Here is a 17,342-nt window from a genome sequence, read left to right as displayed (position 1 = left end):
ATCAGGTAACCCGTCAGTACAGGAAAACAGGTTGTTTTGATCAAAGCATCTGTATCTTTGGATACAGGTTTACAGCAAAGGCGACAGCAGTATTTAGTTTCGGCCGATGTTGGTGGTGCTCTCTTGACCGGATAAAGAATGACCGGGCGAAAAATTGCTGTGCCGTTATGACAGAGCAGGAGAGCGGAAACATTTTCACTACATGAACGAAAGGCGAACCATGACATGATAACGTCCAATATCAAAACACCGGGAGTGTACATTGATGAAGTCAATGCATTTCCGAATTCAGTGGTGCCGGTGGCAACTGCCGTACCCGCGTTTATTGGCTATACCCCGGCAGCTGAATATCAGGGGAAATCTTATTATAACCGGCCGCAAAAAATTACATCGTTTGCTGAATTTCAAGCTATCTACATGAAGCCAAACCCAGCGCCGCCGGCCGATCCCTCAGCTCAATATAGCCCCGAATATTATTTGGTTGAGCAAAAAGAACAGCCGGCCAAAGGGGATTACCTGATGATCAGCGGGAGTTATTATTCGATTGTCCCGGATCCGAATACCATTTATTACCTCTACAACAGCATTCGCCTGTTTTTTCAAAATGGCGGCGGAGACTGTTACATCGTTTCGGTGGGAACTTATGGCCAACCGAGCGGTAAACCGGGGGATGTCGGTGCCCAGATTGTCAATCCGAACGTTCAGTTGGCCGATTTGAAACGGGGACTGGCACTGCTGAAAAACGAGCAGGAACCAACCATGTATATCTGCCCGGAAGCAACTCTGCTCTCCGTGGATAATAACGGTACTTTGATGCAGGAAATGTTATTACAGGCGGAAGAGATGCAAACCGCGGTCTGTCTGTTTGACATCATTGGCGGCAACGCGCCTGATCCGATCATGTATACCAATGATATCGAAACATTTCGCAATAATACCGGCAGTAACGGGCTGAAGTTTGGGGCTGCTTACTATCCGTTTATCGGCACGACGATTATGCAGAATGCCGATATCAACTTTACCAATCTGTTTGGCGGCGATACCAAACAGCTGAGTGCATTGCTCAATCCGCCTGCTGCACCGAACGCTGCCGTTGAGCAAATTATTGGCATGATTGAGAAACCGCCGGCCAATCCGCTGACTCATTCACAACTGAATTCTGCGTTGCTGAATGCGTCGAAAACGTACAGTCAAATCATCAAACATGTATTGTCCGATGCCAATATATTACCACCGAGTGGTGGTATGGCCGGGGTATATACCGTCAATGACAATGAAAATGGTGTCTGGCACGCCCCTGCGAACACCAGCATTGTCGGTGCTGCCCATCTGCCGATTCGTCTGACTGATTCTCAGCAGGCTGATCTGAATGTGGATGCGGTCTCCGGTAAATCGATCAATGCGATTCGTTTTTTCAATGGTCAGGGCATTTTGGTGTGGGGAGCAAGAACGCTCGATGGCAATAGTCAGGACTGGCGCTACGTTTCCGTGCGTCGCACCATGACGTTCTTAGAGCAGTCGGTCAAATTAGCCGCCCGTGCCTATGTTTTCGAACCGAATACTGCCAACACGTGGGCTGCGGTGAAAAGTGAGATCAGTAGTTTTCTGACCAATATCTGGAAAGAAGGCGGCCTGCAGGGAGCCAAAGCATCCGATGCCTTTCAGGTCAGTTGTGGGTTGGGATCAACCATGACCGCAGAAGACATTCTCAATGGATTCCTGAAAGTGACGGTTCTTGTCGCGGTTGTTCGTCCGGCAGAATTTATTGTGATCACCTTTGAGCAGGAAATGGCGAAGTCTGGCTAAGCCAGTTTGTCTTTACATGGCTGATGTCGGCTTCAGCAGACACGGTTCATGACGAAATGCTTGTGATTGAATCGATCGGTCAGTGAACTGATCGGGACTGAATAAATATAAGGGGAAACATCATGGCAGATGACGGCAGCAAAGAAGGCAGCACATGGCCCATGCCGAAATTCCGGTTCGAAGTTGATTTGGGCTCGGAACTCAAAGGTGTCGCATTTCAGGAAGTATCCGGGATGGATAAGGAAGTACAGGTGATTGAATATCGTCACAGCAACAGCACGTTATTCTCGACGATCAAAATGCCGGGTATCGCGAAATACAACAATGTCACCATGAAGCGGGGAGTATTTGTCAATGACAACAACTTCTGGAAATGGATGGACGAAATCAAGATGAACACCATTAAGCGGCGAACCGTACTGATCAAACTGCTTGATGAGAATGGTGCGGTGACGATGCAGTGGCAACTGAATAATGCATGGCCGACCAAAATCACCGGGACTGACCTGAAATCGGATGCCAATGAAGTTGCGGTCGATACGCTGGAAATTGCGCATGAGCAGTTGATCGTCACGAATGGTTCATAAAGAAAGTGATGCATAAAGCTATGGTTTATAAGGACATGGTTCACAAGGAGATGAATACGGAATGGCACTACGATGACTGATTCTCTTCAGACCAGTTTTTATTTTCGGGTTTCCGTTCCCGGCACGAGCAGTAGTGATGTTGCCTTTCAGGAAGTATCGGGGCTCAGCAAAGAACTGGGGACGGAAGATGTGGTATGCGGTGGCGAAAACCGGTTTAAGTACCGGCTTCCCACCGTCGCCACGTTTCAGAATCTGGTTTTAAAACGGGGGATCACCTCTGCGGAATCCTCACTGATTGATTGGGTGAAAGATACGCTGGATAACGGGCTGGCGACTGCGATTCAAACCAAAGACATCAAAGTTCAGTTATTGAATGAAAACGGTGATGTCAGCATGAGCTGGAGTTTTGTTTGCGCCTATCCGGTGAAGTGGTCTGGCAGCGATCTGAAAGCTCAGGAGAGCGAAGTGTTTATCGAAACACTGGAATTTGCTTACCAATATTTCGAGATCGATGACAGCCGGGAATCACAGATAGGTTTGTTTAGTTAGGGAGAATATCTATGCCGGTAGAAATACGGGAATTGGTCATCAAAACCGAGATTCGGAGCCAGCCGGAAGAATTAGTGCAGGACACCATGAGTGAACAGCAGTTGCATGCGCTGAAACAGCACATCATTCAGGAGTGTCTGAAGCAGCTGCGCCATTACACTCGAAACTCGCCATTGGAGCGGTGAAGTCAAATGAAGAAACCGGATAACCCTGAGGCGAATGAATGAGTGGATTGAAGAAAATGCGGATCGTTGCCTACAGCGACGAAAAATTCTCCAGCAAAGCAGGAGAATACGTGGTGATGTTGAATCCGGAATCGCTCAAGATTGATCGGGGTGTGAATTATAACGAGGAGCAGGCACCCGATGCCGGGAAAAGCTCACCGAAATATCGTTCAACACCGGGAGAACGGCTAAGTTTTGATCTGGTGATTGACTGTAGTGGTGTGGTAGATAGTTCCCGGACGAATATGCCGCAGGAAATCAAACAGCTCAAAAATGTTGTCTATGATTACCAGGGCAGTATTCACCGTCCTAACTATGTTGCGGTTTATTGGGGGCAGGGGTTGTCATTCAAAGGTGTTCTGACCGGTATGGATACCAGCTATACCTATTTCAAGCCTGATGGTACGGCACTGCGGGCCAAAATCTCTTTGCGTTTTACTTCTTACCTCGATCCGGCCACCGCCGCACAGGAAGAAGATAAACAGTCACCGGATCTGACGCATTTGGTGTCAGTCGTCGATGGTGACAGCCTGCCGCAGATCAGCCAACAGATTTATCGTCATCCGAACCTTTATGTGCAACTGGCAGCGTTTAATCAACTGGATAAATTTCGTCACCTGTCCGCGGGAAGCCAGATTGTGGTGCCACCTTTAAAACGCGGAGGTGAGTCATGAGCAGTGAGCCAAATGGTGCTGTAGCGACGATGGAGATTACAACCAATGGCAGTTCCATCCCCGGTGATTATCAGGTGCATCGTATTCAGGTGCAGCAGCATCTGAACCGCATTGGCCGGGCAACGTTAGAAATACTCGATGGTAATCCTTCGGCAGAAACCTTTCAGATCAGTGCATCGGATACCTTTGTCCCCGGTGCTGAGATCGTCATTAACCTCGGTTATGAAGGCACCAATAAACAGGTTTTCTCCGGTATTGTGACCAAGCAGTCACTTCATGTGAATCCGGGGATGGGACCGATGTTACGGGTGGAGTGTCGGGATAAGGCCATTCAAATGACCGTCGGGCGCAAAAGTTCGGCCTATCAGAATCAGACCGACAGTGAGGTGATGTCAACGCTGATCGGTCAGTACAGTGGGTTGAGTGCCGATGTGACCGGCACCTCCGTCACGCTGCCGGAATTGGTTCAATACTACACCAGTGATTGGGATTTTCTGCTGAGCCGGGCTGAAGTCAACAGTCTGGTCGTGTCAACCGATAGTGGCAAAGTCTCGGTTTTCTCTCCGACGGCACAAACCAGCGCGGTTCTTACTGTGACCTATGGCGATAATCTCTATCATTTTAATGCACAGCTAGATGCAGTTACCCAACTGGCGAGCGTGAAGTCCAGTGCCTGGGATTATAAAAATCAGAAACTGATTTCTGAATCAGCCAGTAATAACCTGAGCGGGCCGGGTAACCTGAGCAGTAAGACTTTGTCGCAAGTGGTGGGACTGTCTGACTTTGAGTTGCAGACCACTGCCGCCGTTGCTGAAGATAATCTGACCCAGTGGGCAAAAGCTCAAATGCTGAAAAGCGAACTGGCGAAAATTACCGGAGAAGTCCGTTTTCAGGGTGATGCCAGTGTCTCCGTCGGTCATTATCTGACCATTGATGGTATGGGCAGTCGTTTTGACGGTGACCACTTCGTCTCTGGTATTGAACACGACTATGCCGATGGGAACTGGTTTACCACCGCTGATGTCGGCCTCTCTCCGTTCTGGTTTGTGCAAGAACACGATGTGATGGCACCGCCAGCCGCCGGATTGTTACCGGGGATTGACGGGCTGTTCAATGCCACCGTGAAACAGATCGATCAGGATCCGGATAATGCTTATCGGGTTCTGATTGAGCTGCCGTTGTTCAATGATAGCGGGAAAGGTTTGTGGGCACGTCTGACTAATTTCTACGCCAGTAGCGGGTTTGGTGCTTTCTTTTTGCCGGAAGTCGGGGATGAAGTCATCGTCGGTTTTCTCAATCAGGACCCGCGTTTTCCGGTCATTCTGGGCAGTGTGTACAGTGAGAACCGTAAACCATACAGCGAGCTTTCTCCGAATGCGGAGAATACGAAGAAAGCGATTGTGACCAAAAGTGAGCTACGCATTGTGTTCGATGACCAGAACAGTGTCATGACGATAACCACCAAAAACAACAATGTCATCACGCTCAGTGATCAAGACCAGAAAATCTCAATTCAGGATCAGAACAGTAATTCACTGGTGATGTCCTCGTCCGGCATTGAGATGAAAAGTCCGGCCAGTATTACCATTCAGGCGGATCAGAATGTCACGATTAAAGGACAAACCGGGGTCACTGTCGAAGCCTCGGCAGGGGATGTCAAAGTTTCCGGCATGAACGTCAATGCCAGTGCCGATATGCAGTTTAGCGCCAAAGGGAGTGCCACCGCCGAGGTTCAGGGAGGTGCTGAACTGACGCTCAAAGGCGGCATTATCATGATTAACTGATGGTTTGAAACAACGGTGCTGATCAATCAATGCCTGTGATCAACAGTCGGTGATTCAGCACAACATGACTCACAAGGAGTAAGCCATGCCACCTGCAGCAAGATTGACGGATTTTCATCAATGCCCAATGGTGACGCCCGGTATTCCACCGGTACCTCATGTCGGTGGGCCGATCACCGGTCCGGGATGTCCGACGGTTCTGATCGGCGGGCTGCCGGCTGCACGTATCGGTGACATGCTGGTATGTGTGGGCCCACCGGATACGATTGTGGCGGGTTCAGCAACGGTTTTAATCGGTGGGATGCCTGCGGCCCGGATCGGTGACTCGACCGCGCACGGCGGCAGTATCGTGTTGGGCGACTTTACGGTGATGATCGGAGGCTAATCATGGAAAATAATCAGTTTCTCGGTCGTGGTTGGCAGTTTCCTCCTGAGTTTTCTTCTGCCAACCATCAAGTGATGATGAATGAGAGTGAGGCCAATATTAATCAGTCGATTAATCTGGTGTTACAGACTTATCGGGGAGAACGGAGCTTACTGCCGGACTTTGGCAGTGATTTGCATCATTTTCTGTTTCGTAACCGTGACGCGACACTGAAGGATGAAATTGCTCTGTCCGTCCGGCAAACACTGCTCCACGACGAGCCGAGAATCCATGTCGATCAAGTTGAGGTGCTCTATCTGGCGGAAGTCGATGAACTGGTCGTGATTCAGGTGGATTACACCATCCGCAAAACCAATACCCGACATAATCATGTTTTTCCGTTTTCCTTACTCGAAGGAACCAATTTAACGGTGGGATCGAACGGTGCAGAGCCACGTTGATACAGATGCACTGTTACGTGATATCAGTGCCAGACTTGACCCCAATCGTATTCTGGTTGATGACCGGAGTCTGAGGGATCGGCTGGCCTTTATTGCCTCACTTGCGGAGCTGATAGTGTTCTACGATGAACACAATCAACCAACTGGTAACTGGCGAGCCCTTGTTATCAAAGACCCGGTGATTTTGTTGGCAGTGATCAGTAAAACGTCCTACCAGCAGCTCGATGCCCGTTTCAGCCGCATTCAGCCATCTTTTCGTTTGATCAGACAGCAGATGTCGCAACCGGAAGGGGCTGGTGAGTCAGCATCGCCCGATTGGCCTGAACGGGTGCGGAATACGGTCAGTCAGTTGCTGAGTGTGTTGGATAAAATGTTTCAGTCACTCGAAGGCTGGATGACCGTGATGACGGCGGGGAAAAAAGATTATCATCTGCGTCAGTTTCTCGAACAGAAAATTCGTCATTCACTGGCACCGGCATTGTCGCAGCGGATTGCAGTCCAGAATTATCTGGCAACCATGATGAAGTCCTGTGTGGCACCGGTGGCTGCACAAGCTTTTCGTCATTGGTTACCGTTATGGAAATCGTCTGCCGGAGTCAATACACGGTTTGATTCCGTGCCCGAAGCGATGGATCTGCTGGAGCAGCTCTATCAACAGGTCTTTTCCTGCTATGTGCAAGTGATTACGTCAGCCCGTCAGGCGTTTGAGCAGTTATGCGAGCAACCGTGTGATTTTCCGGATACGGCACTTTTGATGACCTTCCACCGCTTACTGATGTATTCCCAACAGGGCTTGAATCAGTACAGCCAGCAACATCTGCAATTCTATTATCAGGATATTTTGCACCAGCAGGTAAGAGGAGCGCTGCCCGATCGGGCCTATCTTTGTCTGACGCCGGCACCGGGACATACCAGCCTGACGTTACCGGCCGGAACTCAATTCGTCGGGGGACGTTATGCCGATAGCACACCGATTCTGTTTGCATCGATACGTTCCTGTGAGGTGAATACGGCACAGTTGGGACGATTGTTCAGCAGCAGTTATCGTCTGACCGGCGATGTGTCTTCGCTAAATGAGATGCAGCAACACGATTCAGCCGGCCAACAGCAATCAGTCAGCCGGCAGCAATATCTTGAACAACTACCCGATACTCGTAAAATTCGGCGCGATAGTACCACCCAACAAGTATTGGCCTGTGATTGGTTCGGCGGGGAACAAACCCAAACGGTTCAACAGGGATTTGTGCTGTCGAGTCCGATGCTGGCCTTGAGAAGCGGTATTCGAGTGCTGACGATGACTTTCTCACTCGATCAGCCCGTTCAGGCCGAATTATGGCAGGGGGCAACAAGTTGGTTCAGTGGTAAAAAGGGATGGTTTCAGGCTTCCGATGTTCAGTGGGCACAAGGAGAAACCAGCCGTCAGCTCCGATTGACGATGACATTACAATCGCAAGAGCCGGCGGTAGAAGCCTTTAGTCAGCCACCGGGCGGTTATGAGAGCGTGCTGCCTTATTGTCGGATTATGCTCCCGGCGTCGCTCGATTTACGCACGGTTCCCCGTTTGTTGACCCTCGATTTTCAGGTCTCCGTGACGCAGAGTGATTCGTTCTCTCTGCTCAGTGATAATGGTCCGTTGGTGCCGGGCAAGCCGATGCCGATTCTGGGAGCAATCCCGGAGGCCGGGAGTCACTGTTATATCCGTGATGCAGAAATTGTCGATAAGCCGCTCACTCAGCTCGATCTGACATTATCATGGGAGAATATCCCCGCCGATTTCAGTGTCTATTTTTCAGCGTATAACACTTTCCTCTACCATCAGGGCGGTGAGAAACAGACTTGGCATAACACTGCTTTTCGAATCGCATGGCAAACTTATACAGCCGATGGCTGGCAACCGACCGCAGCGCAGATCTCGGCTGTCCCCAACGATGAAGCGCCCGATGCGCAGCCTACTCATAAACGACATTGGTGGCAGCGCTTGTGGCACCGTCATCCTCCCTCACCTCAACCGATTGTGCAGCAAAGCGATGGTTTATTTGCGCAGCAGTGGGGGATGCATAAACATAAAATGGTTGCAGAGAATGCCTCAGGCACCCACTATCAATTCTCTTTTCCCGAACCGCAACGATGTCTTGAGGCTTCGCTCACCGGCCACCCGCAGCTACGAATGACCCTGATCGCCCCGGCGGACGGATTCGGTCATGGGATTTATGCGCAACTGGTGGCTGCGATCAGTTTAGAAAATGCCAAAATTCTGATGAACGGCGCTGGGTTACTCGGCCCGGTGGTGAAAGTTTTACGCGGACTGGGGCATCTGGTCGGGATGAAATCGTTGGGCAGAGTACAACCGCTCCCTCCCTTACCATGGGTCGTGAAGGCACAACAGGCAACGTTAAGTTATCAGGCCGCACAATCATTCGATTTTACCGACCCGACACTGTCAGCCGACAAAGAGCAAGGGCATGGAACGCTGACGTTGTTACACATCGGGGCACTGGCAACGTATCCTTATTTTTCGTGTCAGTCCGAGCAGACACATCCGAGTGTTGATCTGCGCCATATGAAATTACAGCCGGTTCCGGATGCAGAGAAAACACCTCAGGGGCTGGCGCTCTACAACGGTGTCAGCCGTCCGGCTAATAGTCTGTATATTCAGTTGACTGAGGTTATACGACCATGTCGGGTGAACCTGCTGATTGAATTGGCTCAGGATCTCAGCCGCGAGCCACAATCTGGTGAACCATCGCGCAGTGAAGTGAGTTTATATTACTGGAGCGACAACGGTTGGGAGGCGCTGTCGGTCTTATTGGATCAAACCAGCGGACTGACCCGCTCCGGTCTGGTACAGATCGATTTGCCACAAAATGTGGTCTTGAACCCACCACAATTTCCTCAGGCGGAGAGCAAAACAGCCAGTGATACACAAGGGAAAGCTGGCCCGATAACTCAAGGATGTGCCTGGTTATTGATGACACAGGCTTCAGCGCGTCGAGTCGCCTGTGTGTATTGTAATACTCAGGGCATCGAAGTAATCCGGCAAGCGCCGATAAGTTTGCCTGTGGGAGAAACACCGGTTTTAGCTGCCGGAAAGATCAATGCACCGGCAGTAAAAAATCCGGCGTTGGCCGGCGTGGTTCAGCCTTTTGCCTCTGTCGGCGGCCGGGCGCAAGAGTCTGAACCGGTCTTCCGGGAGCGAGTAAGTCAACGACTGAAAACCAAAGATCGCGCCGTTGCTGACTGGGATTATATCTTACTGACCAAGCAGGCCTGCCCGTCACTGTTTCATGTCCGCCACCTGCCGGAAAAAGCTTCAGGTTGCGTTCATTTAGGGGTCGTCCAGTCGTATCCGTCGGCTCAGATTGCCCATGCATTCCGGCCGGTTGTGCCGCGCGACCAAATTCAACAGATCATTGCAAGGTTGATGCAAAGCACATCCGCGATGACTCAGGTTCGGGTGACAAACCTCCTGTATGAGCCGGTGTCCGTGGTTGCAACGGTAGTGATCCGCGAAACCACCAATGCCAGTGATCTGTTGAATGCCTTGCATCAAGGGGTGAATCTCTATCTGTCACCGTGGATTGCAGCGGAACAGCAGCAATATCGGCTTGGTGACGGTTTAAGCCGCACGGCAGTGACACGCTTTCTGGCAACATTTGATGGGATTGTTGCGGTGCCAGCGCTGCAATTGATGTTGAGTGAGACAGCAGAAAACCCACATACAGAGAATACTGAAGCGACCACTACCACTGACAACACTGGTCCGGAAAGGCTCATGCCTGCAACTGCGAATCGCATTTTTGTTTCGTCATTCAAACATACCTTCCGGCTCACCCGTGCCGGCTCACCTGAGCAGCAATCGTCCGGTGTCGCGCAGAACCGACTGACGGAGGCTTACTGATGAGTGAGACCAGTTTACAGCCGTCAGCATTACGAGATTTGGTTCAGGAAAACAGCATTGCTGCCGGGCCACTGCCGCCACAGCAAGATGTTACTTTTTTGAAGCAGGAGGGGATCCGGCAGCTGAAATCACAGGTTGGTCATATCTGGAGTAATTTCAATGACAGTGATCCGGGTGTGACGATTCTGGAACAGCTCTGTTATGCCCTGACCGAGCTGGGGTATGTCAACAGTTTCCCCATCGCTGATGTGTTAACTCAGTCTGATGGTCAGATCGACTATGCACAGCAGTTCTTTCGGGCGGAGGAGATTCTGACGACAGCTCCGGTCACGATTGACGATTACCGCAAGCTGGTTCTGGACCGAATCGACGCCGTCGAGAATATTTATCTGACACCGCTGACCATTGCCAGCCAACCGACAGGTTTGTATCAGGTCGCGGTCTATGTCAGACATGAATCGTCCGTTGTAGTTGAAAAAGCGACGGAAGAGCGACATGGCGTAGAAAGTCATGCCGGTGAAACAGGTTCATCAGCCCCGAATCGTCAAACTGAAAAAACGGCGGCGGATACATTGATTCAATCGGTGCATCGTTTACTCAACCGACATCGTAATCTGGGCGAATATTTTTTATTACCGGTATTGTTACAACCGCAGGTGATTGCGCTTTCAGGACAGATTCTACTGGCCCCCGATGCTGATCCGCATCAGGTAGCCGGGCAGATCGACTTAGCTTTGGCGGATTATGTCAGTCCACCGTTCCGACAACAGGGATATCAGCAACTGACCAAGGCTGGTTACGGAGCCGATAGCATTTTCAACGGCCCTTTACTGCAACATGGCTGGCACTGTTGTGAGAAGCAATCGACAGCGGAATGGCCGGTAAGCGGACTCGGTGAAAAACGACAAGAAGTCCGGCTGATAGATTTGATGTCACGGATCAGTGAAGTGCCCGGAGTCGCGGTTGTGGCACGGCTGGCTTTTTGTGATGAACCGTCATGTCAGTCTGTTGCCGTGGCGGCTGATAAGGTTGCTGCCATTTCACTCAGTGATGATTTTCAGATGCAGAGTCATCAGGTGTCACTGAATGTGGCCACTCAATGGGAGCGGAGCCGTTTTCTGACCCGGTTACATGCACGACATCAGGCCAGCCCTGTTGATGCCAGTGTTGATATTGCACCGCCCTTGCCCCAAGGGCGCTATCGGAATATCGAAAGCTATTATTCGCTCCAACACACCTTTCCGACCAGTTATGGTGTAGGTGCCAACTCATTGCAGTCCGACATATCGGATTTCCGCGTGGCTCAGGCTCGCCAGCTGAAAGGGTATCTGCTGCTATTCGATCAGGTGATGGCGAATCAGTTTTCTCAGTTGGCAAATCTCGGCCATCTGTTCTCTTTCAGTTTTGGCAGCGGTGCCAGCGCAGAAAACACCTTGATTGAGCGTTATACCCAAAATCGGGCCGACCCGCAGCGCATGGCGATACCCAGTCAGTCATTCGTGCGCAGTTATTTCTATCAGCCACTTTATGACGTGCCGGATGTTCAAGCATTATTGCAGGGGAAAAATCGCTACCAATACTTTTATCCCGATGACCCGGATGAGCCCAAGCAACGGGAGAAATTAGTCTGGCAACGTTTTCGGCGCGATCCGTTCAATACGTATGCCTACGGGCTCAATCAATGCACTGAAACACCGGAAGAAGCAGAACAGCGTCGCGATGCCATGTTGAGCCATTTGCTTGCCCGTCACGGTGAACCGGCTGATCGTTATGATGAAATCATTGATGGCTGTCAGTGGTTCGGGGGGCATTTGAGAACCCGGATCATCATCAAAGGGGTCTGGTTGCAAAACCTACAGGCACTCTCTTACCGGCGTAATCTGGCGGGAGACTTCTCACAAGCTCAGCCGTTAACGACACCGGGACGCTACCGGTTAGAAACGCAAGCTTATCGTCAGCTCATGGTATCCCGCTATTCGAATGCATTGGCACCACTGTTGCGGGGGATTTATCGGCGGGGATTTATCGATCAAAAAACATTGATTGCCACGATGGCTCAGGCCCGGATCGCCCATTTACGGGCAGTCCTCGTGAAGCAGGGGCAAGCCGATCAGGCGATTCATCATGATCAGGTGGTGAAGCGTTGTCAGGCAATCGCAGCGTCACTGCCGTTGCAAGACGGCAATCAACAGCTGCTTGAAAGTGAGCAGACACAATACAAGGCCTTGATGCGAGATGGTGTTTTAGATGCCGGTGCGTTGGATCAGTTTGTGAAACTAACCGATCAGGATTATGCCGATTTTTCCGTATTCGAACTCAAATGCGCGATTTTGTTGGGCATTGCCCGCCATTTGCAAACACTGGCAACTGCACTGGTCCGGCTGACACAGGTGTCTGAGTTTCTCCGTTGGCTGGCTGCTGACCCTCAAGTCGGGGAGCGATTCCCTGAGCAACATGCGGCAGCAAATATGGCGGATACGTTGCGTGATATTTCCGTTCTCAGACAAACGGATGCATTGGTCGTGCAAATTGGTACTCAGCCAGTGTTGAGATTACCGTGGACAGAACACCACTTCGGGCGAGTGCAGTTGCAGCAGTATATTGATCAGCTCGACTGGCTCGGGCGGGTTCGACGCGGATTCGTACTGATTGAGCAAACCTTGTTACAACCCGATCCGTCCCTGACTAAAAACGAACCGACCGAAGAACACGAACAGACCAGTCCTGATGATGCAATTGCAGTGGATGTGGGGGAAGGGTTGCTCGCCACATTAGCATTTCCCGATTATGTGGTGCTGATGCAACAGCCTCAGTTTCAGACTTTTCTTGCCGAGATGGTGCAGTTTCACTGGCCTGCACATGTCCGTTTACAGTGGCGTCAGGGGAGCTACCGGCAAATGTCAACGCTGATTGCCTGCTACTGTCAATGGTATAACCGCCAGATCCATCAGACGAATACGTCACTGTGCAATGCATTGGCTCCGGCAAATGTGAACCAATCTGACAGTCAGGCAGCGTTGCTACGGGCAATATCAGTGATGCCGGAGGTGCCTTATGATCAGGCATGAACACATGGTTGCCCGCTGTCAATGGCAAACTCAGTTTGATGACCGTGAGTATGCCGTCGCCCTACAGAATGCTTTGAGTCAGTGGAGTCATCAGGTTCTTCCCGGTATTCTGGGGCAGTGTTTTGAACGTTATTGTCCGGCGGCCCAGATTTGGCAGATTGAGCGGTTGGAGCTGGATCTGGGAACCCTGTCGTTACAGGATTTGGATCGCCAGCTCCCGCAGCGAGTCAGAGATGCACTGGAAGATGCGTTGATGCAGTTGTTTCGTCGGTATCGTTCCGGTTCGCATACAGACCGCGGCCAAAGTTTACGGATCGTCGATTTACAGGTCTCGACACTAGCCCAGCTCCGGTGGTTTTTAGTGCACGGGACATCCCCATGGTGGCGGCAGAGACTGAGCGATCCGATGACCATGGTTGATCAGTTGTTTGAGCAGCAACCACAGGCCGTGGCCGAACTGTTGCGTCAGGTTGGGTCATCGGCGGCAGTCCGGCGCAGAATTGTCTGGCAGTGGGGTGAACCTCGGATCCGCACCACCATTCAGATATTAGAGCCGTGGCATGCGGATTTCATTCACCGCTATGCGGATCATCTCGCTTTGAGTGAGCAACAAAAACCTTTGGGCGGTACGCATTCACGAACGCTGAAATCCAATATTTGGTACTGGATTCTCACCCATCTGCTGGTGGAGCGCGGCACACTGTTTAATACGCTGCAATTTGTCCGCTCGACACTATTTCAGATGGCGCAGCATGAGCAGCTGGATTTCTCTACACTCGTGCACCGTCTCAGTGATGTTGCGCGTCAGATGTTGTCACAGGGGCTGATGGGGCCGCAGTTTTTACAGGTTCTGGGGATGTTGGAACAGCAGCAGCGGCCGATCAATACCGTTGTGTTGACCGAACCGGATTTGTGGCAACGGCTGCAACAGATGCTGCATGGTCGCGAGCGTGTCTGTCAGCAAGCGATCCGACCGGTTTACTTCAATGAGCTGTTTGTTCGCCTGGCCGGGCAGGATGCGAGCCGAACCGCCCGGATCATTCGTGACGCAGGGCGGCGCGAAGACGTCCGGCTATTTTTACTACAGCAACTGAGTCATGATCAGTTACAGACACTCGTCGCGATCATTGCACCGGGCGATCAGCTTTTTATTCAGACGCATGTCCGGCATACCCAAACAATGCTCCGGGCACAGCGCCTTGACCCATTATTGATCTGGCGGATTTTACTGGATTATCTGCTGGCAAGTAGTGGCAGTTATTTTAATCGTCGTCAGTTGGTGCACACCACGCTGGTCGGGTTGAGTCGTCAGTATCATCTCGACTATGTGTTGCTACTGACGATGTTAGTCAATACGTCGGTGCAGTGGCAACTGGCACCCCATCACTTTGAGCTGCTGGCGATTCTTCAGGAACTACAACGAGCAGCGCTCAGTCAGCAAGACGTCACAGAGTGGTTCCGCATTCAAACGGATGATGCAACCGGGTTTGAGATTGATCCTATCCGGAGACTGATTGTTATCCTGCATCTGCGGCCGGAAGTGCGTCACAGCCATTTCCAATCCCTGTTCCGGCAACAGCAGTGGCAGGAACGTCCGGCCAAGGCTCTCAGCCAATTTTTGGTGCACTCACTGGCCGCTCGGGGCCATCTGAGCCTGAGTGAACTTCGTGCGCTACTGGTGACACTGGCTCCGCAAGCAGGGGAATCGGCTTTCCTGTTTCTGTCTATGCTGCACCAGTGGCACATTCAAGGGTTTTTACCCCGGATTCCGGCTGCTGATCCGATGCACTGGCTGACGGCCCTGATGGTCCAAGCCTTATTGAATCCGTTGAAATATCCGACGCAGATGTATGGCTGGCAGGCCTGTTTCTTCTCGGGATTGCAGCGCGAAACCGGTCAGGATTTTCAGGTATGGCATGAAGTTCTTGCACATTTATGTGCCAAGACTGACACCGTGCCGGCATGTGCTGAGATGGTGGTTTTTGCCGCACGGTGGCGGCCCAAAGCATCCAATTTATCCAATGCAACGGTATCCACTGCAACGGTCGCTTCATCGCAAACATCATCTTCGGATCCGGTGTGGGCAACCCTCAAAGCACATCCTGATGCTGTCGGATACCTGATGCGATTTGCGCAGACTTCAGCAGGGCAGCAGTGGTTGGCGTCATTACTACCGACGGCTTTACAGAGGACAACTGACCGTCAGCAATGGTTACGGGAACTGGCCCACTGTGTGTCCGGGATGGGGGATGTCAGTCCGGCCGGGCTGACCGAAAGCCTCGCGCGAAGCTGTTGGGCAATCTGGCTCAATGAACTACGGGCCTACTGGCATGTGCACCACCGGGTGACGGGATTTTCTGTCGATGTGTCTGGCTGGGTTGCTGCATCGTTGCAACACTGGGCACAACGGCACAACGTGCGTTGGTCGATGCTTGCATCGCGCCTTCGGTTGCAGCTAACGGCAGGCGCTTCCGCCGCTCTGGATTGGGTCGCGATTCTTTCCCGGTTGAATGCGGTTCATCATGACACTGAATTTGAGGTGTCTGACATGCATTGCCATGATTCGTCATTGTCGATAATGCAACCTGCCAGTGCAGCAGATGAACAAGTGCTGTTGTCGATATCTTCAGCGCGTGAGCGTTCTGACTCATCTCACCAACCGGATAATATCTCTGCATGGTATCAGGATCAGCATGGGCAATACCTGCGACAACCTCAGTGGCGTGCCCGGGTGCTGCAATGGTTGCAGTCAGGGCATAACCATAACCCGATCAATCCTCATGGGACGTCTCCGGTAGACTGGCGGCAGGCTTTATTGGATTGGTTGTACTTCTATCCTGAATCATTCCGGCAGCAGATCACGCCAATGACTCGCTTTGCAATGGTTCATCATCGCTTATTAGCCCATTTGTCGCTGGCGTCATTACTGGATGTGATGAGTCGTTCGCATCTGTCGCTTCAGGCCGAGATTGAGACCATTCAGATCTTGGAACGACTGGTATTGCAATTGAATTTGCCGCAGATGACGTTTGCTGAGCGGCGGCAGCACTTACTGAGCTGTGTTTTGGAGAGCTGGCTGCGTCAGCATTGGCAAAACCTGACCCCTGATGCGTTGGTCGCAGCACTGTTCGGTAAAATATTACAGGTCGGAACGGTTGCGCCTGCGTTATTGGCAGCACAGTTATCCCGTTCGGGGCTTGTGACGACGTATACCCTGGCTCCGTCGATCCAAACGTTCATTCGGATACTTCGGCATTCGACCGAGCGTCAAATCGTATCGTCTGAGGACATATCGGCTCCGAGCCGCGATCCGAACGAGCGTGAAACCTCAATCGACACCTTACGCCCCGACCCCCAGAGTGAGATTGCCCGATGGGGGCTTTCGGACGAACCCCATCAAGCATCATGTCACACGGTTCCTATGATGGTATTGAATGCCGGGTTGGTGCTGCTCCAGAGTTTTATTCCGGCATTTTTTGCACGGTTACAACTGACACGGGACAACCAGTTCGTGACTTTTGCCATGCAGCGGCGAGCAGTCCACTGCTTACAAGTGTTAGCCACCGGTGCTCAGGAAACCGCAGAGCCTTACCTGTTACTCAATAAAATTTTATGTGGCTTACCATTCTCTGAACCGGTTGAAACCCGTATCTCTCTTTCAACGGAGGAAACAGACATCGTTCACAGCCTGATTGAGGCGGTGATCGACTATTGGCCAGCAATCGGGAAAACGTCCATTGACGGTTTTCGCGGTAACTGGCTGGTCAGGAACGGCACCCTGACGGAATCACAGGACCACTGGGACTTGATCGTTGAAAAACGGCCTTACGATATGCTGATTGCACGAGCGCCGCTGTCTTATTCGATCATCAGGTTACCTTGGATGAAGAAACCGATTTACGTCACCTGGCCAACTTAACCTTCGGG

11 protein-coding genes are annotated in these 17,342 nt (G+C 51.5%); all 11 read left to right on the top strand.

The genetic code is table 11. From position 1 onward, the window contains the following. Nucleotides 1-225 precede the first annotated feature (225 nt). The 11 genes from VRK_RS19220 (at nt 226) to VRK_RS19175 (ending at nt 17,334) form a co-directional block, all read left to right on the top strand. Complete coding sequence (locus tag VRK_RS19220) at nt 226-1,806, top strand: phage tail sheath family protein (protein ID WP_197413193.1); 1,581 nt, start codon at nt 226-228, stop codon at nt 1,804-1,806. Between the two features lie 122 nt (nt 1,807-1,928). Further along, the gene (locus VRK_RS19215; protein ID WP_059123109.1) at nt 1,929-2,393 is read left to right on the top strand and encodes a phage tail protein; all 465 of its coding nucleotides are present in this window, start codon (nt 1,929-1,931) and stop codon (nt 2,391-2,393) included. 72 nt (nt 2,394-2,465) lie between these two features. Then, on the top strand, nt 2,466-2,942 hold the full coding sequence (locus VRK_RS19210; protein ID WP_059123108.1) for a phage tail protein: 477 nt from the start codon (nt 2,466-2,468) through the stop codon (nt 2,940-2,942). 11 nt (nt 2,943-2,953) lie between these two features. Further along, nucleotides 2,954-3,127, top strand: a complete 174-nt coding sequence (locus VRK_RS21170) for a DUF5908 family protein (protein WP_157372037.1) — start codon at nt 2,954-2,956, stop codon at nt 3,125-3,127. A 38-nt stretch (nt 3,128-3,165) separates the two neighbouring features. Next, a complete protein-coding gene (locus VRK_RS19205) occupies nt 3,166-3,840 on the top strand; it encodes a CIS tube protein (protein ID WP_197413192.1) in 675 nt (224 codons plus the stop codon). Beyond that, nucleotides 3,837-5,624: a type VI secretion system tip protein VgrG gene (gene vgrG, locus VRK_RS19200; RefSeq protein ID WP_059123106.1), complete on the top strand. Its 1,788-nt coding sequence runs from the start codon at nt 3,837-3,839 to the stop codon at nt 5,622-5,624. The genes VRK_RS19205 and vgrG overlap by 4 nt, the downstream gene beginning before the upstream one ends. Nucleotides 5,625-5,709: 85 nt before the next feature. Next, nucleotides 5,710-6,009, top strand: a complete 300-nt coding sequence (locus tag VRK_RS19195) for a PAAR domain-containing protein (protein WP_059123105.1) — start codon at nt 5,710-5,712, stop codon at nt 6,007-6,009. A gap of 2 nt (nt 6,010-6,011) precedes the next feature. Continuing rightward, nucleotides 6,012-6,449, top strand: coding sequence for a GPW/gp25 family protein (locus tag VRK_RS19190; RefSeq protein ID WP_059123104.1), 438 nt, complete (start codon nt 6,012-6,014; stop codon nt 6,447-6,449). Beyond that, complete coding sequence (locus VRK_RS19185; protein WP_059123103.1) at nt 6,433-10,347, top strand: baseplate J/gp47 family protein; 3,915 nt, start codon at nt 6,433-6,435, stop codon at nt 10,345-10,347. Before VRK_RS19190 ends, VRK_RS19185 begins: the two co-directional genes overlap by 17 nt. Further along, on the top strand, nt 10,347-13,415 hold the full coding sequence (locus tag VRK_RS19180; RefSeq protein ID WP_059123102.1) for a hypothetical protein: 3,069 nt from the start codon (nt 10,347-10,349) through the stop codon (nt 13,413-13,415). The genes VRK_RS19185 and VRK_RS19180 overlap by 1 nt, the downstream gene beginning before the upstream one ends. Next, nucleotides 13,402-17,334 carry a contractile injection system tape measure protein gene (locus tag VRK_RS19175; protein ID WP_059123101.1) on the top strand — a complete coding sequence of 1,311 codons (3,933 nt, stop codon included), beginning with the start codon at nt 13,402-13,404 and terminating at the stop codon, nt 17,332-17,334. The genes VRK_RS19180 and VRK_RS19175 overlap by 14 nt, the downstream gene beginning before the upstream one ends. Nucleotides 17,335-17,342 lie beyond the last annotated feature (8 nt).

The organism is Vibrio sp. MEBiC08052 (assembly GCF_001506075.1).
GTDB lineage: Bacteria > Pseudomonadota > Gammaproteobacteria > Enterobacterales > Vibrionaceae > Vibrio.
The sequence above is the reverse complement of the archived record's forward strand: the minus strand, read 5'-3'. Positions and strand labels throughout refer to the sequence as shown.